Annotated in this window: 25 protein-coding genes, 1 rRNA gene and 1 riboswitch; of the genes, 2 read left to right on the top strand and 24 right to left on the bottom strand. The window is 44.7% G+C overall.

The window, feature by feature from the left end; genetic code table 11:
- Positions 1-70 precede the first annotated feature (70 nt).
- The 12 genes from glmU to M2444_RS32100 form a co-directional block, all read right to left on the bottom strand.
- Positions 71-1,471 carry a bifunctional UDP-N-acetylglucosamine diphosphorylase/glucosamine-1-phosphate N-acetyltransferase GlmU gene (gene glmU, locus M2444_RS32155; protein ID WP_042183845.1) on the bottom strand — a complete coding sequence of 467 codons (1,401 nt, stop codon included), beginning with the start codon at positions 1,469-1,471 and terminating at the stop codon, positions 71-73.
- A 272-nt stretch (positions 1,472-1,743) separates the two neighbouring features.
- Positions 1,744-2,034: a septation regulator SpoVG gene (gene spoVG, locus M2444_RS32150; protein ID WP_042123119.1), complete on the bottom strand. Its 291-nt coding sequence runs from the start codon at positions 2,032-2,034 to the stop codon at positions 1,744-1,746.
- 210 nt (positions 2,035-2,244) lie between these two features.
- Entirely contained in the window at positions 2,245-3,072 is an 828-nt protein-coding gene (gene purR / locus M2444_RS32145) for a pur operon repressor (RefSeq protein ID WP_042183840.1), read from the bottom strand.
- 76 nt (positions 3,073-3,148) lie between these two features.
- Positions 3,149-4,003, bottom strand: coding sequence for a 4-(cytidine 5'-diphospho)-2-C-methyl-D-erythritol kinase (gene ispE / locus M2444_RS32140; RefSeq protein WP_094872022.1), 855 nt, complete (start codon positions 4,001-4,003; stop codon positions 3,149-3,151).
- A 140-nt stretch (positions 4,004-4,143) separates the two neighbouring features.
- Entirely contained in the window at positions 4,144-4,320 is a 177-nt protein-coding gene (locus M2444_RS32135) for a small, acid-soluble spore protein, alpha/beta type (protein WP_042183837.1), read from the bottom strand.
- A 135-nt stretch (positions 4,321-4,455) separates the two neighbouring features.
- On the bottom strand, positions 4,456-4,731 hold the full coding sequence (gene veg / locus M2444_RS32130; RefSeq protein WP_019914493.1) for a biofilm formation stimulator Veg: 276 nt from the start codon (positions 4,729-4,731) through the stop codon (positions 4,456-4,458).
- Between the two features lie 317 nt (positions 4,732-5,048).
- On the bottom strand, positions 5,049-5,951 hold the full coding sequence (gene yabG, locus M2444_RS32125) for a sporulation peptidase YabG (RefSeq protein ID WP_094872024.1): 903 nt from the start codon (positions 5,949-5,951) through the stop codon (positions 5,049-5,051).
- A 71-nt stretch (positions 5,952-6,022) separates the two neighbouring features.
- The gene (gene rsmA, locus M2444_RS32120) at positions 6,023-6,907 is read right to left on the bottom strand and encodes a 16S rRNA (adenine(1518)-N(6)/adenine(1519)-N(6))-dimethyltransferase RsmA (protein ID WP_094872025.1); all 885 of its coding nucleotides are present in this window, start codon (positions 6,905-6,907) and stop codon (positions 6,023-6,025) included.
- Positions 6,904-7,455, bottom strand: coding sequence for a ribonuclease M5 (rnmV, locus tag M2444_RS32115; RefSeq protein ID WP_042183831.1), 552 nt, complete (start codon positions 7,453-7,455; stop codon positions 6,904-6,906). The genes rsmA and rnmV overlap by 4 nt, the downstream gene beginning before the upstream one ends.
- A 175-nt stretch (positions 7,456-7,630) precedes the next feature.
- Positions 7,631-8,794 carry a 3D domain-containing protein gene (locus M2444_RS32110; RefSeq protein ID WP_280789010.1) on the bottom strand — a complete coding sequence of 388 codons (1,164 nt, stop codon included), beginning with the start codon at positions 8,792-8,794 and terminating at the stop codon, positions 7,631-7,633.
- Between the two features lie 281 nt (positions 8,795-9,075).
- Positions 9,076-9,305: riboswitch (cyclic di-AMP (ydaO/yuaA leader) on the bottom strand.
- 197 nt (positions 9,306-9,502) lie between these two features.
- Positions 9,503-10,273, bottom strand: coding sequence for a TatD family hydrolase (locus M2444_RS32105; protein WP_094872028.1), 771 nt, complete (start codon positions 10,271-10,273; stop codon positions 9,503-9,505).
- A gap of 42 nt (positions 10,274-10,315) precedes the next feature.
- Positions 10,316-11,599: an HD domain-containing protein gene (locus tag M2444_RS32100; RefSeq protein ID WP_094872030.1), complete on the bottom strand. Its 1,284-nt coding sequence runs from the start codon at positions 11,597-11,599 to the stop codon at positions 10,316-10,318.
- 305 nt (positions 11,600-11,904) lie between these two features.
- Between M2444_RS32100 and M2444_RS32095 the strand changes: the two genes are divergently transcribed.
- Positions 11,905-12,159, top strand: coding sequence for an AbrB/MazE/SpoVT family DNA-binding domain-containing protein (locus M2444_RS32095; RefSeq protein WP_042123095.1), 255 nt, complete (start codon positions 11,905-11,907; stop codon positions 12,157-12,159).
- Between the two features lie 325 nt (positions 12,160-12,484).
- Here M2444_RS32095 and rsmI read toward each other — a convergent pair whose 3' ends face one another.
- From rsmI to M2444_RS32045, 10 genes are all read right to left on the bottom strand, one after another.
- Positions 12,485-13,399: a 16S rRNA (cytidine(1402)-2'-O)-methyltransferase gene (rsmI, locus tag M2444_RS32090; RefSeq protein WP_094877215.1), complete on the bottom strand. Its 915-nt coding sequence runs from the start codon at positions 13,397-13,399 to the stop codon at positions 12,485-12,487.
- A complete protein-coding gene (locus tag M2444_RS32085; protein ID WP_042183822.1) occupies positions 13,396-14,169 on the bottom strand; it encodes a tRNA1(Val) (adenine(37)-N6)-methyltransferase in 774 nt (257 codons plus the stop codon). Before M2444_RS32085 ends, rsmI begins: the two co-directional genes overlap by 4 nt.
- A 124-nt stretch (positions 14,170-14,293) precedes the next feature.
- Positions 14,294-14,659, bottom strand: coding sequence for a DNA replication initiation control protein YabA (gene yabA, locus M2444_RS32080; protein WP_042123089.1), 366 nt, complete (start codon positions 14,657-14,659; stop codon positions 14,294-14,296).
- A gap of 31 nt (positions 14,660-14,690) precedes the next feature.
- Positions 14,691-15,491, bottom strand: a complete 801-nt coding sequence (locus M2444_RS32075; RefSeq protein ID WP_042123087.1) for a PSP1 domain-containing protein — start codon at positions 15,489-15,491, stop codon at positions 14,691-14,693.
- A gap of 139 nt (positions 15,492-15,630) precedes the next feature.
- Positions 15,631-16,605 (bottom strand): DNA polymerase III subunit delta', encoded by a 975-nt coding sequence (gene holB, locus M2444_RS32070; RefSeq protein ID WP_280789009.1) that lies wholly within the window; start codon positions 16,603-16,605, stop codon positions 15,631-15,633.
- A 117-nt stretch (positions 16,606-16,722) separates the two neighbouring features.
- The gene (locus M2444_RS32065; RefSeq protein WP_094872035.1) at positions 16,723-17,166 is read right to left on the bottom strand and encodes a YaaR family protein; all 444 of its coding nucleotides are present in this window, start codon (positions 17,164-17,166) and stop codon (positions 16,723-16,725) included.
- Between the two features lie 49 nt (positions 17,167-17,215).
- Positions 17,216-17,545, bottom strand: coding sequence for a cyclic-di-AMP receptor (locus M2444_RS32060; protein WP_042183817.1), 330 nt, complete (start codon positions 17,543-17,545; stop codon positions 17,216-17,218).
- Positions 17,546-17,669: 124 nt separating this feature from the next.
- Positions 17,670-18,311: a dTMP kinase gene (gene tmk, locus M2444_RS32055; RefSeq protein ID WP_094872036.1), complete on the bottom strand. Its 642-nt coding sequence runs from the start codon at positions 18,309-18,311 to the stop codon at positions 17,670-17,672.
- Positions 18,312-19,853, bottom strand: a complete 1,542-nt coding sequence (locus M2444_RS32050) for an aminotransferase class I/II-fold pyridoxal phosphate-dependent enzyme (protein WP_280789008.1) — start codon at positions 19,851-19,853, stop codon at positions 18,312-18,314.
- A gap of 209 nt (positions 19,854-20,062) precedes the next feature.
- Entirely contained in the window at positions 20,063-20,248 is a 186-nt protein-coding gene (locus tag M2444_RS32045) for a sigma factor G inhibitor Gin (RefSeq protein ID WP_042123074.1), read from the bottom strand.
- Positions 20,249-20,456: 208 nt separating this feature from the next.
- Here M2444_RS32045 and M2444_RS32040 point away from each other — a divergent pair, with 208 nt between their 5' ends.
- Entirely contained in the window at positions 20,457-20,981 is a 525-nt protein-coding gene (locus M2444_RS32040) for a hypothetical protein (RefSeq protein WP_094872040.1), read from the top strand.
- 72 nt (positions 20,982-21,053) lie between these two features.
- Here the strand turns inward: M2444_RS32040 and M2444_RS32035 are convergent, their stop codons facing one another.
- Positions 21,054-21,467, bottom strand: coding sequence for a hypothetical protein (locus M2444_RS32035; RefSeq protein WP_094877212.1), 414 nt, complete (start codon positions 21,465-21,467; stop codon positions 21,054-21,056).
- Between the two features lie 256 nt (positions 21,468-21,723).
- Positions 21,724-21,817 (bottom strand): 5S ribosomal RNA (rrf, locus tag M2444_RS32030); the annotation flags it as partial.

Raw genomic sequence — 21,817 nt, 5'->3', positions numbered from 1 at the left:
TGACGGAATTTAGCTTTCCAAAGGCGCCGGCGCGGAAATATAAGTCCGTCCGGCGCTTCTTAGCAACGCTTTACGATGGACTCGAGTGGTCTTTCTTCGCTTTTGCACGGGAACGGATCTTCTCTGCATATCCCGGTTTATTCTCCTGCCGTACTCTGGCAACAGCCAGATCGTTCTCTGAAACGGAACGTGTAATTGTCGAACCAGCTACAACAAAAGCCCCCTTGCCCACAGAAACCGGTGCGATAAGGTTAACGTTACTGCCAATAAAGGCATCGTCTTCAATTGTTGTCGTAAATTTATTATACCCGTCGTAGTTAACAGTAATCGCACCGCAACCGACGTTTACATTCTTACCCACAGATGCGTCGCCAATATAGCTAAGATGCGACACCTTAGAACCGTCACCTATCGTAGCATTCTTGATCTCGACGAAATCGCCAACCTTCACTTCTTCTCCAAGTATAGAACCTGGACGCAAATAGGCAAAAGGCCCAACGGTAGTCCGTGCGCCAACTTGTGCTTGATTCAATACGGACTGCTTAATCGTTGCGTCATCCATGATCTGACAATCTTCGATTTCACTTGCCGGTCCGATCACACAGTTCTCACCGATTACAGTTTTACCCTTCAAGATGGTTCCTGGATAAATCGTTGTATCTGACCCAATGACTACATCTGCTCCGATATATGTCGAGGCAGGATCGATTATGGTTACGCCACCCAGCATATGTTTGCGGTTAATACGTTGACGCATAATACCTTCCGCATCAGATAAAGCTAGACGGTCATTAACACCAATAGACTCGTTAGCATCCTCAGTCTGGAATGCTAGAACAAGATCACCTTGCTCACGCAGAATACTGATAACATCTGTCAAATAATATTCCTGTTGATTATTGCTGTTAGTAACCTTCTCTAAAGCTGAAAATAACTTGATGTTATCAAAGCAATAAATTCCTGTGTTGATTTCATGAATAGCTGCCTGTTCGGCATTACAATCTTTCTGTTCGACGATCTTCATTAAGCCGCCATCTTCACTACGTATAATTCGTCCTAATCCAGATGGATCATCCATTACTGCAGTTAATACAGTCGCTGCTGCCTGACGCTCCTCATGCAGAGCCATCAATCCTATCAGCGTCTCCGATGTAATAAGCGGAGTGTCACCATAAGCAACAATCGTCGTTCCTTCTTCGCCACCGAGCAAATCCTTAGCTTGTTTGACAGCGTGACCCGTACCGAGCTGAGTTTCCTGCAGCACGTATTCCGCACTTTGCCCTACATAGGCCTTAACCTTCTCTGCGCCATGCCCAACAACAACAACGGTGCGCTGGCATCCGGTCGCTTCTACTGTATCAAGCACGTGCCCTACCATTGGCTTACCGCAAACGGGGTGCAGCACCTTATATAATTTAGATTTCATTCGCTTGCCTTGACCTGCGGCAAGAACTACAGCCATTCTTTTCAAGAATGCCAACCTCCTACTCTTGAACTCACTACTGAATATATCTCATTCCGGGCAAAAAGAAAAGAGAACCATGAAGTCATGGTTCTCTTTTCTATAAACCCCATGTTAGAAAAGCATTTATCGCTGCCTTTCGAAGATGTCGTCAAATCCTTCACTAGCGCTAGCTTTTCTTGCAAGATCAAGCTGCTTAAGTCATGAAGTATATTCGGTATGATCTTATCAAAAACGGCGGATCCTACGCCACCCAAAAGGTAGCCGTCTTCCGAGGTAGCCTAAGCTCCCTCTTCAATAACTTCTTCTTCTTCTTCAGTAGCGGCGCGATCGTACTCGGCTAGAACCGCGGATTGAATCTTCTCGCGTGTTCCCGAAGAGATCGGGTGAGCGATATCGCGGAATTCGCCATCCGGTGTACGCTTGCTGGGCATTGCAACAAACATCCCGTTATTACCATCGATGACGCGAATGTCATGAACAACAAACTCGTTATCGATTGTAATGGATGCGATTGCTTTCATTCTCCCCTCAGAGTTAACGCGGCGGAGTCTGACATCCGTAATTTGCATGTGTGTGTTCACCACCTTTTTCCATCAGAGACTTGGTGTATAATTCCACACAGCAAAGCGAATTCCTTCTTTTTGATTCCATAAAATACCTAAAAAAGAAATATATTTTTTAGGATTCGTTGTTTTCGACACGCATCGGGTCATTTTCTTAATATCTCTTACGTTTTCGACAATTTCCACGCTTTTTGAAAACAAAGAAATACCAATCTATCAAGAGGAAAAGTAGTTGCCCGGATGCGCGGAAATCCGCCGCTCTTTCGAGTCTACCTCGCTGAGCTTCACTAAAGAAACATAGTCATGCAACAGACGCTCTTCCGTCTCTACTGCGCCAGATTCGACCAATACACCCACTCCAGCAACTTCGGCATTGAACTCACCGAGTAAATCAACCATCCCTCGAACGGTTCCGCCTGCCTTCATGAAGTCATCTACAATGAGTACCCGCGATTTCTCCTTGAGTGCTCGTCTAGAAAGAGACATGGTGTGTATACTCTTATGTGATCCAGATACATAATTAATGCTTACTGCTGAACCTTCTGTAACCTGATGGTCACGTCGTACCAGCACTACTGGCAAGCCGAGCTGCGCTGCCGTTGCATAGGCTAGCGGAATCCCTTTAGTTTCTACTGTCATCACCACATCGATTTCCGATCCATAAAAGGCCGTTGCGATGATCTTCCCCGCTTGCTCCATCAAAGATGGCAGTCCAAGCAGGTCCGACATATACAAGTAACCACCAGGCAGTATCCGATCTGTCTGTTCCAACTGCACACATAAACGTTTAACAAAAGAGAGCGCCATTTCTTTAGGCATCACAGGAATATAACGTACTCCACCTGCTGCACCGGCCAAGGTCTGAAGCTCACCAATGCCCTCACCTTCAAATACTTCTTTTATGATCGCCAAATCTTCACTGATGGAGGACTTAGCCGCTCCATACCGATCGGCAAATATAGACAGCGGCAGTAGGTCATGTGGCCGCTCAAGTAAAAACTGAGTCATGTCTACCAAACGTTGGCTTCTTTTTAATTTCTTCACGGAATGCTCCTCGCCAAAACCGAATATTTTATGAAAAATATATCACTTTTGTACGGGTTTACACAAGAGAAGCATACTAATTGAGTGATCTCACTGCATAGACTTCCTTGCAGAACCCACGCAGTCCATTATAAATTCTTGCTACTTTAGACTGCTTGGACACTAAACCGAATACAGTAGGTCCGCTGCCGGACATTAACACTCCGTCTGCTCCGAGCTTAACCATCGCCTCTTTGAGCTGCTGGACCTCTGGATGTAGCTTTAGGGTAACATCCTCAAGCACATTGCCTAAATGATTACATACGCCCCCAAAATCTCCAGCTTCGATCGCATCCTGCATCCTTCTAGCCGAAGGATGCACAGCTATATTATTGCTCCGAACACGTCCGTATACTTCCGCTGTCGATACATTGATAGGTGGCTTAGCCAAAACTACCCAGCATTGCGGAGGGTTCTTAATCGGCGTCAGCTTCTCGCCACGACCTGTTGCCAAGGCAGTACCACCTGTAACACAGAAAGGCACATCTGAGCCAAGCTCAGCGCCAAGCTCCTGCAGCTCCTGCGCAGGTATTCCTAGGCGCCACAGTCGGTTCAGGCCACGTAACGTAGCCGCTGCATCGCTGCTGCCGCCAGCCAGGCCAGCTGCAACCGGTATTCTTTTATCCAGATGGATATGTACACCACTCTTCACGTTATAACGCTCTTTAATAAGCCTAGCCGCTTGAAAGGCCAGGTTCTTCTCATCTAGAGGAATATAACCCGCTTGACTTGATATTATAATAGTATCCCTTGGCAGCTCAGACAGCTCTAAACGGTCTGCTAGATCTACCATGGTCATAATCATCTCCACCTCATGAAAACCGTCAGCACGCTTGTGCAGCACATCCAGCATCAAATTGATTTTAGCTGGTGCCTTCTCATACATTTTCAAGGCGTTCACCCACCTTCAGCTTTTCCCGTAAAAACAACTTAACATATTATATGAAAAACTTCTAATGAAGTCCAATAATAAAAGGGTGTCGCCAGTTGGACGCACCCTTTTTCGTTAAATAATTGTTCACACGCTAAAGATTAAGATTTCCGCGCGGCCTCTTCAGCGAGCTGAATCGCTCTTTTTACCATATTGCCGGCATCCTTCGCCCGTATTCCTCCCCAGCCTTCACGTTCCACAGTTTCGTAAAAACCAAGCTCCTTGGCTAACTCTGTCTTTAGTTCTTCCGACATCATGCCTCGTTTTCTGCGGCTCATTACGGAATTCCTCCCTTATGAAAGATAATGATAAACCGATTGCTCAATTAGTATGCTTGCTAAGAACAAGGATCATTCACTGAATGTTTATCTGCAAATAAAAAACAGCCCCCAAAGGAAGCTGCCCGTGAAACATTAAGCTTTAATATACATAATCCGCATCTGCCCATCATCTTCACATACTGTAATTTCCACAGATTCAGTAAGGATATCGGCATAGCTATAGGAGACTCGCTTGAATGTTTGCTGCTCCTGATCCAGTTTGACAATAAATACAGAAGGGTACGTTTCTTCCAGGACACCGGTGCGTTCTACGGTTTTACGACGACCTCCGTTTGCACGCAACGTGATCTTATGACCGACGTGAGCTTCGAGACTGCGTTTGATTTCCAACAGCGCGTTATTAGCCATTGCCTGACGACCACCTCTTTTCTTGTCCATTATACAACTTCCCCAGGTGTTTGTCAAAGCAAATAAATAATTATAGATGATGAATATTTGGTTGTCAACGGAATTTTTTTACGGAGAATCAGAGGCGAACTAATATCCTTGTTATCTGTAATAGGTTCAGCACAAAGCAAGAAAAATAACATTGTAGATTTTTAAAGATAACTACCATTTCACGCAAAAAAAGGGTTAAGCTCATCGCTCACCCTTTCTTCGCGTTACTCTATTCGGCCACTCCAAATTACCTATTAGCTTTGAAAAATATGATCAGTGCATGTCGATTAAATTGCGGAAGGTGTCACTTTTAGTTCTGACAGGTTCTGCAGACGCGGCATCCCAATACGGAAGCTGCCACGGGTCTCAATACCGCCGATTCCCTGATTACCACTAATGGTGTTGTTCAAAACCTCACTCAGATTCACCGTATCCCTAATGGGCGTGAACGACGATTTTGCCGCTACATAAACTGGGTCTAAGGCATGGATCAATATCCGTCCAGGAGAACTGGCGAAATTGGCCCCTGCCCCCAGCAGTGCTTCAAAATGTGACTGACAAGCACCTGCAACAATCGTCAACGCATCAAAATTTCGCTCATAGTCCCTAGCCACCCTAATAGCAGCTACGAAGTTTTGCGAATTTTTATAGCTGCTCAAACTGTGAAGATCGTAAGTATGCTGTTGCTTCAGCACCCCGTCATGACCGGTAATCACCACAATGTCTGGACGCACGCGGGGCAGCAGCCGGTATAAAGTGTCAGCCATTGCGGACTCATGAACATGATGACCTTCAGCAGGGATCCGCAATTGTTCGTATAAGCTAAGGCTCTTATTCAAATACGCTGGATCGCCATCCAGATGCAGTACTTTCCCCGGTACTTCAAAATAAGCAGCTTCCTTAGGCGATGGAGCCCATGCGCCTTCTGATAGAGCGCTCCCGCTCCGCTGACTTTGCTCCTGTCGGTCTTTCCGCAGCTGTGTCAGTGATTCATTCGCTTTAATCTGTGCCTGCTGTCCTCGTTCCGTAATCCGGGTAGGAGGCACTTGAACCAAGTCATTCAGAGGAGAATCCGCCAACAGACGGAAATCTGTGCCTTTGATGACCGCTCTGTCCTGCACAATATGATCTACACGAAAAGTCAAATCTCCGCCATAAGATTTACGAACGACCAAGTCTCCTAAATTCATTACAACCACCACCTCTACCCCATCGTATGGGCAAAGGTCTCAGTTGGTTCATAACTAGCTATGTTTTTAGCTTATTCAATTCCAGCAGCCAACAGAACACCGCTCAATCGGGCGTATTCTTCTAGACTTAACGTTTCTCCACGACGGGTTGGTTCAATCCCAGCTTCTGCGAGTAAAGCCTCCAGACGCTCACGTCCCTCTCCAGGGAAGTAACGAGCCTTGAGATTGTTAGCAATCGTCTTACGGCGCTGTGTGAAAGAAGCTTGGACGACCTCAAAGAAGTGCTTCTCACTCTCAACTTCTACCGGTGGACGCTCTCTTACCTTTAGACGGATTACAGCGGACTCCACATTAGGTTGAGGAATGAACACCGTACGCGGCACAATGCAGACGAGCTCAGGCTCGCTGTAGTACTGCACGGCAATGCTAAGGCTCCCATATTCCTTTCCTCCCGGAGAAGCAGCCATACGCTCCGCAACCTCTTTCTGAATCATTACAACGATGTTATCAAGTGGAAGCTTCTCTTCGAGCAGCTTCATCAGAATCGGAGTAGTCACATAATACGGCAGATTGGCAACTACGCTTACCTTGTTCACGGATGCAAAATCTTCTTTGAACAACTCCTGCAGATTTACATTCAGAACATCATCATTACGAACCTTAACATGCGGATAAGGGGAAAGTACGTCTCTTAAAATAGGAATCAATCTACGGTCGATCTCCACAGCGGTTACCGCTCCAGATGTTAGCGCCAAACGTTCTGTCAGCGCCCCAATGCCGGGACCGATCTCCAATGCCCCAGAGCCGCTATCTAGCCCGGCAGCGTCTACAATCTTGTCCAATATATTTTGATCAATCAAAAAATTCTGTCCTAAGCTCTTCTTGAACTTGAATCCATAACGTTGAATAATTTCTTTCGTCCGTTTTGGAGTTGAAATTTCCTCTCTACCACTCATGAAGTAATGCCCCCCTGATCAATTTGGGCGAGAGCTCCGGCAAATTCCTCCCGCGTAATTCCAAACATCGCCAGCCGCTTGTACAGCTGCTTGCCATTACAATATCCGATTCCAAGCAAATTACCAAGTGCCATACGTCTTTCAGCTGCCCGAGGGTGTACAAGCATTCCAGCGGCCATTAGATCATCAAGTCCGATTAAAGCAGGTGCTCCTTCAAAAGAGGTATGTACATTCCGCAGCGCATGACGAATCGCCTCTGGAGAAGCGTTCTCCACACCGATATCTCCTTTGCGGGTTGCGTCCTTCTCCGGAATGAAGGCATGCTTGCAGCCCGGCACCTTTGCAGACACAATCTTGCGGATTCGTTCTCCGGCGTGATCCGGGTCCGTAAGAATAATCACCCCTCTACGCTCCATAGCAAGCGCGATCTTCGCAATTACGGTCCGGTCTACAGCCGAGCCCCCTGTTTCGATCGTATCTGCTTCTACAGCGCGTTTAACAGCGACGGTATCACTCTTACCTTCGACGACAATTAGTTCCTTAATCATATCTCTGACTCCTTCCAAAAAAAGCAAAAAAGAAGAGGTTTCGCTCCTCTTCTTTTGGTTAAAGAATGTATAAGTGATGAGCGGTTGCTCTGCGATCAACGAAATGATCATCTGGCGTTCCTTAACGGTTATCATCACTATAGCTTATCAAAGAATAATTTGCAAAAGCTTCAGCCTAGTTTAACTCCGGCTTCACAGGTCCAATCACATAAACGGTTCGCGATTTACGACCGAAATTACGAACATGGCTCAGTGAATCGTAGTAGACATCTACTTTATTGCCCTTAATGGCACCGCCAGTATCTTCTGCTCGGCGGAATCCAAGTCCCTCGATATATACCCACCAGCCAATAGGAATTACATTCGGGTCTACAGCAATTGTGCGACCTTCCGTTACGCGTGTTCCGGAAGCCGTTTTGGTACCTATACCTGCCTCTTCTGACGAATAAGCTGTCATGGAGACATTCTTAATCATCTTCTTGTACTCAAAGTCTACGCCAGCCTTGCTTGTGACGTTATTAGTCTTGGCGCTAACTTTAGCCGTTTTTGAAGTGGTGTTTGATTTGGAAGTTGTTGTAGTCTTAGCTACAGCCGGCTTAGGAAGTGCTTTGGTACCAACGGCAATAATCTTATCTTTCGTTACCGTTTGTACTTCCTTACCAATCATGCGCATAGAGGCCAGTTCTCCGTCTTGGTAGATCTTTTCAATATGCTGAATCATGACGCCTGGTTTGCCTGCCTGTGCCACTCTAACTGTTCCCACAGTAAGGGAGGGGTCTGCTGTCTTGATGACTCTGAAGGGTAAGTTAGTTGTTCGCTGTACGGTCTGTTTGTTGATGCGAACAATCTTAACCTCCATGTTTGCAGAAATGGTGGTGTCTAACGAAGGGAAAATCTTATCATGACCTTCTAGGGTAATGCCCATTTTCTCAATTGCTTTACCAATTGTATCCTCGGTCGTATATAACGTTTTTGTTGCTCCATCCGCAGTAAGACTAATTTTCTGCGCACGATTGATAACGACACGGTCACCGTCTTTTATTTCATCACTCAGACCTAAAGATAGTTCATCATGCGGCTGTAGCGAAATTTGCTCTTTCTCCAACACATCACCAAGAAGCGCTTCCCGCGTTTCAAGCGTCTGTGTTTGCCCGTCTATTACTAAAAATAATTGTTTGTTACTTTGACCGTGTACGTACAGCAGAATAAGTAACGCGATAACGACTGAAATCACGCCTGCAAGTAAAAGTACGCGAGTATTTACTTGCTCCCACCGTAATGCGAAAGACCTGCTGGATGACTGCGAATCATGGGATACTTCTGGTTGGAATACGCCCATTCTCTCCATCCTCCTTACATAGCCCCGTCGTCAATTGTATATCATGAGGACTGAATTCCTTTGACGAAACTATTTGAGATTGTCACAGGACACGCACGTAATAACTTAGCGTCTCCTGCTCATGGATCGCCTGCTCGGCACAGCTACTCCCACCCCTGTTATATAACAGTATGTGGGTAACATTCTATTTATTCAAAAATAAAAAAGCCTAAAAAGAGTTCAACTGAGGACTCTTTCGTGGCTTCTCCAATATCAGAATAGAGAATGCTTGTGCACGAGGTTGCCTCTCTTACTTGCGCTTACGGGGTTAGCTGTCGGGTTCGGACGAAAGAGAGACGCCCTATTTCAGGTCACCCGCTCATGGCGGTTGCCCTTAAATTCACCCCAAAGACCACGTGAAGAAATCAAATACTGTCCTACGGCACGTCTAAACCGTATTTTAAATACAGGCATGCGGCAGGTCAATATTGGTTCCCCCGTTCTCCATACGGAGACTCAGCGAGACGATCCATGAATATATGGCTGTCACTGTAACACAGCTCACATCACTGAAAAGATGATATCCTGTTTTGATGCATGTTGTAAAGGACGATTCAACCACGTTTAAGCAAAAATATGGTTAAAATATTGTAATATTCAGCCGTTTTTATATTAAAAAAGTTTAATATATCGGCCATTCTCTATTTTTCGCCTGTTTTTCTCCCGTTTTCACTCAATCCCAAATCGTTCCAGTGCGTTCGCATACGTTATTTTAGCCAATTCTTCCCATGTTAACCCTTTAATTTCAGCTGCTGCCTCTGCTACCAGCTTCACATGAGCGCTCTCATTTCGCTTTCCGCGGAAGGGGTGCGGAGTCAAATATGGAGCATCGGTTTCGATCAATAATCGGTCTAGAGGGGTCTGCGCAAGTACTTCTTTTGGCACTCTTGCATTTTTGAACGTAATAGGTCCTCCAAAGGATAAATGAAAACCAAGATTCAAGCACATCTTAGCTGTTTCCCAGCTTCCAGAGAACGAGTGCATTACGCCTCCAACCTCATTTGCTTTTTCCTCCCGTAAAATCCGTACAACATCCTCATGGGCATCACGATCATGAATACAAATCGGCATATTCAGTTCGCGGGCTAGTCCAATTTGCTTGCGAAAAACTTCATGCTGCACATCCTTGGGAGAAGTATCCCAGTAATAATCCAGTCCGATTTCACCGATCGCCACCACTTTCTTATGACTGCATAGAGAAGCGATCCAATCGAGATCTCCATCTTTCATATCAATCGCATCCTGAGGATGCCAACCCACTGCCGCATAAATATAATCGTAAGATTCCGCCAGCTTCATCGTTGAGGGAATCGTCTCCCGATTAAATCCGATATTAATCATCTTGCTGACTCCTGCTTCTACAGCACGAGCGATAACTTCTTCGCGATCCTCGTCGAATTGAGGCGCATCCAGATGCGTATGTGTGTCAAACAGATACATTTTAACCTTCACTCCTTGTCAAAAATGCTATATTTTTTTGTATTATTTTGCAAAAATCTCTGCAATAGAAGAAGGCAATCGTGTAAGCACTTTTCTCAACTTATCCTGAGGAAAATAAAGATGATATCTGCCACGGTGAATGCCGCTAATAGAACGTACAATATCGGATACCTCTGAAATTTCCCGCAGATGATCATGCCGATCAAGCAGCAGAATTTGTTTATTGTCAAAAGCTTCTCCCGGACGGAACACATCATAGGGCAGATCTGTCGGAAAATCAATCTCCAAATCATATTCTGGGTGAAGACCCGCTGCCGCAAAACTGCTGCGAATTTCAGTAATCATATCTGTATCGAGATTCTCCATCTCAACGTATTTATACAGTTTACGATGAATAAAACGGGTGCACAAGTCGCTTAGTAGCTCATCTTTTTCAAGCGTCCACTGCATAAAAGCCGTCTGTACCAGTGCTTCATCCAGCATTAAATATTGCTTTACTGTCACCTCACCACGGAATAAATCCTCCAGCGGATTAATCATGAAACTAAAATTGTACCCCTCTTGGAAAAGCTCCTTGGCTCTACGGAAAATTTGTCGCAAAATAATCTCTGAGCTACGTGTCACCGGATGAAAATACACTTGCCAGTACATTTGATAACGCGACATTAAATAATCTTCAATGGCATGCATTCCCGATTCTTTTACAACAACTCGACCATTATAAGGACGCAGCATTCTTAAAATCCGATCAATGTCGATCGTTCCATAGTTTACACCTGTATAGTACGCATCACGCAGCAAATAATCCATGCGATCAGCATCTAGCGGACTTGAAACCAGATTTACAACAATTTCATGCTCATAAGTTTTAGCGATTACTGAGGCTACTTTACGAGGAAAATCCTCCTCCACATCACGCAAGATCTCAGTAATCTCTGTGTCCTCCAGAATAATTCGACAAGTCCAATCCTCATGATTCATTTCAAAAGCTTCTTCTATAGAATGGGAAAATGGACCATGCCCCAGATCGTGCAGCAAAGCCGCACACAAGGTGAGCAGACTTTCTTCAGGAATCCAATCCTTATAACCGCTTCGTTCAAATTGCGAAATAATTCTACGTGTAATTTCGTATACCCCTAGAGAATGAGAAAACCGACTATGCTCTGCGCCATGAAAGGTGAGATACGAGGTACCCAGCTGGCGAATTCGGCGTAAACGCTGAAATTCCTTTGTATTTATTAGTCGCCAAATAATAGTATCCTGCACGTGGATATAATTGTGAACCGGATCTTTGAAAACCTTTTCTTCTGTGAGCGGCTGCTTCATGAGATCAACTCCTTTATTAAATTTAATATGATTTTAACCAATATAAGTATATAATAAGTAATTATGTCGTACTTTGTCGAATGATGACGTTTTTAGTCTTGGTAAATCGACAAAGTTTATTTTTACTTTTTTTTTAGAATTCGCAATTGGTATAGGCAATTCAAAGTTTTAGTGAAAAAGTTCTTAATTCAACCTATGAAAAAAGGTTGACTGTTTTGGGAATCGTTGGTATTATGAATATCATAAAACAGTGAACAATGTCGAATAATGACGTTTTTGGAACATTGAGAGGAGTAACGATTGGTATGATGAAATCAACAGGAATTGTAAGAAAAGTAGACGAACTTGGACGGGTAGTTATTCCCATCGAATTGCGCCGTACTCTTGGCATTGGTGAAAAAGACGCACTTGAAATTTACGTTGATGGTGAACGCATTATGCTTAAAAAATATGAGCCTGCCTGCATTTTCTGCGGCAACGCTGAGAACGTAACTTACTTCAAAGGAAAAATAGTTTGTCATGAATGCATTTCTACTATCCCTACCCCTGTGACAAACTAAAATAAATAGTATATAATAGAACTAATCAAATTGTTAATTCTAACCTTTTCATATCTCCTTGACCTCCCGTGACCGCGGGAGGTATTTTTTTTCTGCAATTACCTGTGTTTCCCGCCCCAAAAGGTGTCTAAAGGATTTACTCCCCCCATGACACCTATTAACGATGGGTAATACGGTGAGAGCATGAAGTAAAACGAGTTTTTACCATGATCTGGTCTATATTGGGCTTCCTTTTGGGAACCACCCTCAGGCTAGAATCTCGTCAGCTTCGTAATACCCCTCCGCACCTTGTTAACCTCTTAGAATTAGAATCCGTCAATAACACTTACTGCTGCTCCGCTTTATCCAGAAGTGCGTTATAAATATCCCGCTTTGACACACCACGATCAGAGGCTGCTTTTTTCATAGCTTCTTTACGCGGCATATCTGCTGCTTCGTAATGAGCAACATGTTCTTCAATACTTAACTGGCGCCACCAAGCCGATTCCGCCATTTCAGCATCTTCCTTGCTCTCGCCTTCAACGACGATAACATACTCACCAAGCGGTGGATGTTCAGCGAGCCAATCCGTACATTCCTCGATCGTCCCCCGTAGAAACTCCTCATATCTCTTCGTCAGTTCACGAGCAAGCACAATTCGCCGATTACCAAATGCTTCATGGAGATGAGCCAGTGTCTTCACCACGCGATGTGGAGATTCGTAGAACAGTATAGTCCCTTGCGCCGAACGAAGTGGGCTTAAAACCGCACGGATATCTTTACGTTCTCGAGGTAAGAAGCCGATAAAGGTGAAAGTAGTCGTAGGCAGACCAGAGGCAATTAATGCTGACAAAGCTGCGTTAGCTCCAGGTATAGGAATTACTGGTATACCGTGACTTATGGCAAGGCCTACAAGGTCTGCACCAGGGTCGGAAATGGCTGGTAAACCGGCATCGCTGACGAGTGCCAAATTTTTTCCTTCTATTATATAGCGGATAAGTTCAGGTCCACTGGCAGCCTTATTATGCTCATGATAACTGAACAGCATAGAGGGTGTAATTTCAAAATGACTCAACAATTTCCGGGTTTGTCTTGTATCCTCAGCTGCAATAATATCGCATTCCTGCAAAGTACGAACAGCACGATAAGTCATATCCTCTAAATTACCGATGGGTGTTGCCACCAAAAAGAGTGAACCGGTTGATTCCTGCTTATGTGTATTGTTATTGTTCTGAAAACTGCTTTGGCATGATATCGTCATGATTTACCCTCTTTAGCACCATAGTAGATGTCCATAATTTCTGGACAGTATTGATTGTCCTCATTATATACAATGAGTGGTGGATGTAAACGAACCTCCGGCTTACCATCACGTATTGCTTCGATTAATACCATGTTAGCCTCCAGATGCGCACGTGGATGTACAAAGCGGATAATTTTGGGCTCGAGCCTATATTTTCTCATCAAACTAATAATATCGACCAATCGTTGTGGCTTGTGAACCATACTTACCTTTCCTCCGGTGCGAACCAGTCTCACACAGGCTTGAATAACCTCCTCCAGTGTACATCCGATTTCATGACGAGCCATAGCCTGATGAGTGTTCAGCTTGAGGTCACTGCCGTTAAGCGGCATATAAGGAGGATTGACTGTTATTGCATCATATACGCCATGTCCTGCTACTTTATATAACTCACGTAAATCGCCTTCATGGATCACAACCTGATCCTGTAGCCCATTTAGAGCCACGCTACGTCGAGCCATATCCGCTAAACGGGGCTGAATTTCAATCCCTTCTATAGAAGCTTTAGTTCGGGTCGTCATCAAAATAGGAATTACACCATTTCCAGTACAAAGATCCAGGACTCTCCCACGGGGCGGAACGCTGGCGAAACGGGCAAGCAGTACAGCATCCATAGAAAAGCTGAATACTTCATCACTTTGAATAATTCGCAAGTCATGCGTTAATAAATCATCCACCCGCTCCGTCGGCAGCAAAGGAACAGATATATCGTTAAAAGAATTTGTCATGTAGTAATCTCCTAAAATTTTTGTTGAGCTAAAATCTCTGTGCATAATCATCGAAACAAGACTATCTTCATTCAGCTGAAATTCAAAAAAAACCGTAGGATCAATCTCCTACGGCTGGATATCCTCATTTATTAAGAAAAGAAAGACAGAACAGACAATCACCTTCCGTGCGTAAATGTCCAAAATAAACATTACAGATGTGAAAGCCTTCATGGTAAAGCCGGGCCAAGTTGTCATAACCTTCCCCGACAACCTCTTCTGTTCCCTCTCCGGCAGCTAAAAGAGCTTCCGCCTCCGCAGAATCTACGGTAGGATCCAAAGGTGCATCCCGCTTTAAAATTTTGCGAAGCTGTTCATTTTCCAGAGTTAACCTCTGATTCGCTTCCATCAGTTCTTTTACCGTCTGTTTCCATTCTCCAAGATTGGCGCGCATCGTTTCCATCTGTGCTTCCATATCCTGCATGTGTGCAAATATATTTTTCTTCTCCAAGTTTCCACCCCGAAAGTAACCTTATAATGGTTTACTTGACGACAACATCATCCATTGGAAGTTCCTTAACTTTGCCCACTTCAAACAACTGTACATGAACCGTACGGCTTCCGGCATTAAGTCCTACTACTTTGCCATCACCCAATGAGGTCACGACAATCTTGCCGACCGCTGGCATTTCTTCCTTCACACTCTCATAATTGTCATGCTCAAATTTCAAACAACACATCAGACGTCCACAAAGTCCTGAAATCTTCGTCGGATTAAGTGACAGGTTCTGATCCTTCGCCATTTTAATGGATACGGGTTCAAAATCCCCTAACCAAGATGAACAACAAAGTACTCGCCCACAAGGTCCAAGTCCACCTAGCATTTTAGCCTCATCACGCACCCCAATTTGCCGTAGCTCAATGCGGGTCCGGAAAATACTTGCTAGATCTTTAACCAATTCTCTAAAGTCGACCCGTCCTTCGGCCGTAAAGTAAAATATAATCTTATTACGGTCAAAAGTAAACTCTACATCGACGAGCTTCATTTTGAGACCATGGTCGCGTATTTTATTTAAACAGGTGGTAAAAGCCTCTTTAGCGGCCCCTTTGTTCTCTTCAACTACGCGTGCGTCGGTTTCTCCGGCAATACGCATCACTTTTTTGAGGGGCAAAACTACGTCGGATTCTTCCACCTCTTTTTTACCTACGACAACTTTACCGTATTCAACCCCACGTGCTGTCTCCACAATAACATATTGATCCCGTTCAATCGGAAAATCAAGTGGATCAAAATAATATATTTTACCCGCTTTTTTAAAACGGACACCTACTACGCTGTACAAAAATTAACCCCCTTGTTTGCCGGTAAAAGGAACCTATGGGCATGTCCGCTCCCTGATGATCCATGCTTGTCCTTCCTCGTCTGTTAAAACGATATTTCCAGGTAAAGCGACATCCGGAGGATATATCATAACTAATCCTTTAACTTTCCAGTCGGATTAAAAACTGCTCCAGACACAACTGGGCATTGGCATTGGATCGCAGCTTCTTCGAACTCTCTGCAGCAAATCCCATATAAGCCACCCATTGTTCCGCACTCCGCTCACGGGCATGCCTGGAAATAAAGTCTAACTGATCTATGAAAACGATACTCTCATGCTTACGATACAGGAAGTAAAGCATATCTTTAAACCACAGATGGAACATGCTGAAGAAGATATCCAAATGTTCAGCGAGTCCGGTCTTGAACAGCTTCTGCCCAGCAGTTGCTACAGCGGAGCTGCCCTTGCCTAAGGACTCCTTAGCTAATTGTAACATTACATTTCTCATTTCTGCAAACCAATTCTGTTCCAAAAGTTTCCTGCAACCATCAAATCCTGAACTAAGTGATACTGCACATCGAGCTAAGGGTATGGGAACGCCCTCACTTGCCAGAGCTTGGAGCATAATATCCGGGTTTAACGGAATAAATGGAATCCGCTGGGTCCGCGACTGAATGGTTGGCAATAAGGAACGGCTATTATCAGAAATTAAGATTCCAACAGCCGGAGCTGGTGGTTCCTCCAGAAATTTCAGCAGACTATTGGCAGCTTGTACCGTCATTTTGTCTGCTCCATCTATAATATATACTTTCGGATTCACACCCTCTGACCGATAGGAAAAGACGCGCTGCAGCTCACGGATTTGATCTATTTTAATACTTGCCCCATCTGGCTGCAGCAGTGACAAATCAGGGTGGTTTCCATGCTCTACTTTGCGGCACTCCAGGCATTCCCCACAGGCATCGTCCTTGCTCTGGGTACAAAATATAGCTTGGGCAAACATCAGCGCCGTTTTCATTTGTCCACTGCCTGCTGGCCCTGTAAATAAATAAGCATGACTCACAGCTTCTTTGCGCAAGGCATTTTGGAGTAGCCGCGTGGCGTTCTCCTGGCCTACTATATCATGAAAAGGCATAATTTCCTCCCAAAACTTTCAAACATAAACGCCTTCGGCGCCCTTATAAGGACGGTAAGTGTTTAATCAAGAAATATAAGGATAAAGTATAGTGTAAAGCATATACTTTCTTATAATTTAAAAAGAAAGGTTGATTAACAACCCGCGGATTTCTCCAACACGTCCCAACAAATCTATCCGGCCCTGCTCGCTATTCAGCAAATCATCTGCCATAGATAGCAAAGCCGAATCAATTTCCTCAAGCAGCTTGTAACGCTTGCCACGGCCACGCCGATCCCATCCGCGTGTTTCTTTCAGAGTAACGCCTCTTCGAGCCGTTTCTTCCAGAAACCTTTTGATCATCATCCGGTATATAGTGAGTTCACGAATCGTCATGGACTTAGATAAACGATCCCCTTGAGACTGTATCTCTTTGATCTGGCGATTTAGTTCGTCTTTGGTTTTCTGTTCACTTTGCTGCTGAAAAACATCAGAGAATGTTTTTTGCTGAACGGGTTTATTAGCCCCTTCTGCATTTGTCATTTCACTCTTCAAGGGCCTATACCCCGGATTGATCTTCAAAGGTTATCTACCGCCCTTTTTGTAAATGACTTGCTACTCTATATTATACTTAATAATGTTCAAAACGATCTACAGGAAGTACGAATACAGTAGCTCCACCGACTTGTACTTCGACAGGAAGTGGCAAATACGAATCCGTTGTTCCACTCATCGGTGTTACCGGAGTAACTAATTGCTCACGGACTTTACAGCTGTTTCGGATTACGGTTAATACAGATTCAATCTGACTGTCTTCTACCCCGATCATAAATGTCGTATTCCCTGCCCGTAGAAATCCACCTGTACTTGCAAGTTTAGTAGCACGGAAATTGGCTTTGACTAGCTCGCTGGACAACCGGTTACTGTCTTTATCCTGGATAATTGCAATGATCAACTTCATCTTCGCATTCCCTCCCAATAATTTTATGGTGTATTACTACTGAAAGCCCTCTCGTAGTAACCCTTACATCATAAGCACATGCCTAATTATATGTCACTTCTCTTAGTATATTAGACAAAACACCCTAAAAACCCTTTAATACTCTCTCTTCAAGAGTTCTCACAATATCTTGTTCTACCATATGGATCGGGCGATTAGCATCCAGAACTACTATTCTGTCCGGATTGTCCTGGATTAATAATTGATAGCCTTCACGAACCTTTTGATGAAAAGAAAGACTTTCCAGATCCAGGCGATTGATTTCCCGTTCTTCATTCGCTGCAATTCGTGACAACCCTATCTCTGGATCTACATCCAGATAAAAGGTTAGATCCGGCATCCGGTTCCCAATCGCAAAACGATTAATACTCCATACCTCATCCACTCCGAGCCCTCTCGCATGCCCTTGATAAACAAGGCTGCTGTCTACAAAGCGGTCACAGAGCACAGTAAGCCCTTCTCTAAGAGCCGGTTCAACGACTTCAGCGAGATGTTGGCTTCTTGCTGCAGCGTATAGCAATGCCTCTGTACGCGCATCCATAGCTGTATGGGAAGGATCAAGAATAATGGAGCGAATCTTCTCAGCAATCTCAACGCCACCCGGCTCACGTGTAATTCGATAAGGCATGGACCGGTTCTGTAAATAGGCTGCTACTCTACCTAGTACCGTTGTTTTTCCGGAGCCTTCGCCCCCTTCTAATGTTATAAAGAAACCTTCTTTTCCCACTTATGCTTCTCCGCCCTTCTTAATGTTATATACCTCAATACGCTGCAAGACCGGATCAGCACAAGCCTGAAATTTGGCGCCTCCTTTAGCTAAACTTGCCAGCCTTCTTTGGATCAGATCTGTGATCACTTCACCCGGATATAATATTGGGATGCCTGGTGGATAGGGAATAACCATCTCTGCCGCCACTCTATCCACACATTGTTTAAGATCAATGCTTTCAATCTCATTCGCTGACACCGGCTTCAATGAGAAGGGGACAGGATTTGAAATTTGCAAAGAATGGAAATTGTTCCACGTGGAAATATTGCGAGAACCTGATAAGTCGGGAGCGTTCAGTGATTCGTAAGGTTCCTCCGAATCTATTTCTCGCAGCGTCTGCAGCAGTTGATCTGCGTCTCCAGCCTTTGATCCAAGGCTGAACAACAGCACTACGTGCCGTTCGTCGCTCATCTCCGGCACGCAGCCCTTTGCTTCGAGCTTGTGCTGCAGCTCGAAGCCGCTCAGGACCCCGGTGGCGTCATAAATGACGACTTTAAAGGGGTCCTGTGTCACGTACGCCGCCAAAGAATCAGGCGGCGTATTCGGGTGCAGCGGCTTTGCCGGCTGCACTAGTCCGTAGCGCGGCAGCTCCGCGAGCCCGCGCCTCAGGACGTCCACGGCGGCCAGCCCCGCCGTGAAGGCATCACTGCCCCGGCTGTGCAACAGCCGCCGGGCAAGATCCAGCGACGCCATCATAGGATATGATGGGCTGGAGCTCTGCACCATAGCGAGCCGCTGCCGGAGCAGGGCGCGGTCGAGCCGCGGCCCCTGAACATGCAGCATAGCGCCCATGGTCATCGCTGTGAGCATCTTGTGCGTGGACTGCACGACGCCGTCCGCGCCACAAGCAAGTGCCCCGGCTGGCAGCGCCGGGTGCTGCCCATAATGCGCCCCGTGCGCCTCATCCACAAGCAGCGGTACACCGCTGTCGTGACAAATACGCGCCAGGGACGCAAGATCACTACCCATGCCATAATAATTCGGCATGGTAACAAGCACAGCTGCGGCTTCAGGATAGGCTGCAAGTGCAGCCTTAACAGCTTCTGCCGCCGGCGCAACTGCCAAACCGCTAAACGGGTCTATCTGCGGTTCCAGAAAAACAGCACGCACTCCGGCCAACATCAGTCCATGAATGACTGACTTATGCACATTGCGTTGAAGAATCATAATCATTCCAGGCTCGGGACAAGCGGTTAGAATAAGAGCCAGATTGCCTGCTGTACTCCCTCCAACCAGAAAAAAGCTTTCCTCTGCTCCAAAGCAATCTGCGGCTAACTCTTGCGCTTCCTTGATAACTCCCTCAGGATGATGAAGATCATCCGTTCCGGAAATTTCCGTAACATCATACTTCATTACCTCATCTAAAAAGCCAGCGCCTTCAACGCCATCATATGCCTCTCCATTCTTATGACCTGGCACATGATATGATCTATTACCCATCATTCTATATTGTTCCAGCATTTCGTATATAGGCGCCCTACAACGTTGTAATTTATTCATATTAAATTCCTTCCCATAGGGTTCCTTCTATTTTAACGTAAATATTCGAAAACGCCTACGCTTCAGTGTAAAAGCAGCCCTTTGGACAACAAAACGGCTCCTCCCGCCTGAAGAACGAGGAAGCCGTGTATTGAATATTACTAATGCAGCCTTCGTATCTTTCATCCAGACCGCTCTCTTAATTGCATCATTTAACAGAGTTACTCTACTTAAGCATTCTTTTGCAATCCGATCTTCTTCATCCGGCCGATAAAAAAACGATACTTGGCATCTTCAGCCTCGGTACGTATCATCTCTGCCTCACATTCCTCGCAAATAAAATGCGAGACAATCACAATACCTTCCTCTTTTACCTGTCCACAAATGATACAAGCTTGCCCGGTTTGCTGTTCCATAACCATCCCACCTTGACTCTTTTAAGAACAGTATGATACACCTTCTATCATTTTAAACCTTTTCATAGTTTTTTCATATCCTTTGTATCGTGCATTATATATATTCCGTTGCAGTTATATCGGTGAATTTCCGCCGCAGTTTAATAAAATACATCCAATCGCCGATATTAAGAACATACGAATTCACGAGGAGGTTAGACTATAATCTATGGAACCCACTACCAAAGGTGCAGCTACATTCTATCAATATAAACTAATTAAAAAAGTCAATCTAACGGTACGCCTGCTGCCTATTTATATTATGCTTCCCTTATTAGTCCTTGTGCTCGAAACCGTATTTCTTTCCTGGTGGAGCATTCTCTACATAATCATAGCAGCGCCTGTAGCCTTCTGGGTTCAATATGTCATTTCACGCTCAGTTCTTTTAATCTCAGGACACCCCATTTCAAAAAGATGGTCTGTCTCATTTAAACTGCCTTGGTTAGGGTTTATGCCTGATCAACACATTAGCTACCGTATATTCCGTAAAGTACAGCTACATAATTTCTATATCGGCCTTTGTATTGCAGCACTCTTTATTTTCTGGTCACCGCCAGCATTTACAGTATCACTGATCACTTGCCACTTATGGCTCCTACTGCCTCGTCTTTACACCCTGTTCAGACTGAATCGACAGGATCAGGGAGGTATGCTAAAATTCAATCCGACCGATGTATCCTATTACTCTCAATAAAGTGCATCAGTACAGCTCATATTATTTTCACTTATTAAAAAATAAACCGCCATCCTTAGGGATGGCGATTCTTTATTTTGTCTTAAGGCCTTTAATGGAGGTCTTCTTTTCTTTAGGAATCATCACTACAAAATAATCATCATGCACTGTTAAATGAACCGTTAACCCATCCTTCAGAAAAACACCCGAAGAATCACTATCATCATCTTCCTGTTCTGTCCATCCCCAGGCTTTAATAGCTTCCAAATAAGGATCCGGAATACCATTCTTCTCCTTTAATCCAGGTAAAGAATAACGTACATAATCCATAGCAACGTTAGTAGTAGTCTGGTCTGGTGAGTTTGCTTCATGCGGGACAGGAAAGCTTTTCTCAATGAGTGCACTCTCAAAAGTATCCCACTTAGGTTCTTTAGTCCCGCAGCTTGCCAGTATTAAAGTTAAAATACAAGAAATCATTATTAACTTAAATATTTTTAATTGTTTCATGCCTTAAATCCTCCCTACCTCTACAATGCATCTAAAGACACAAGAAAATTCAAAGTTAGAATTTATGAGTAGTTCCTTCGTATTAAAGATCTGCTAACTATTAGCACTTTTCTATTATACTTGTATCCACCGCAGCGTCGGTAACAAAAATGTCATTCCACAGTAACCTATACTAATGTTATTACTATCCTTAAATACTTGCATAATAAAAAAAGAAAAAAAGCCACTGCTGATATTATCAACAATGGCTTAATCTGCTTGGCAACGTCCTACTCTCCCAGGACCCTTCGGTCCAAGTACCATCGGCGCTGGAGGGCTTAACGGTCGTGTTCGGGATGGGTACGCGTGGA

Source organism: Paenibacillus sp. PastF-3 (assembly GCF_029893135.1).
In the GTDB taxonomy this organism is placed as follows: Bacteria; Bacillota; Bacilli; order Paenibacillales; family Paenibacillaceae; genus Paenibacillus_AQ; species Paenibacillus_AQ nitricinens.
The sequence above is the reverse complement of the archived record's forward strand: the minus strand, read 5'-3'. Positions and strand labels throughout refer to the sequence as shown.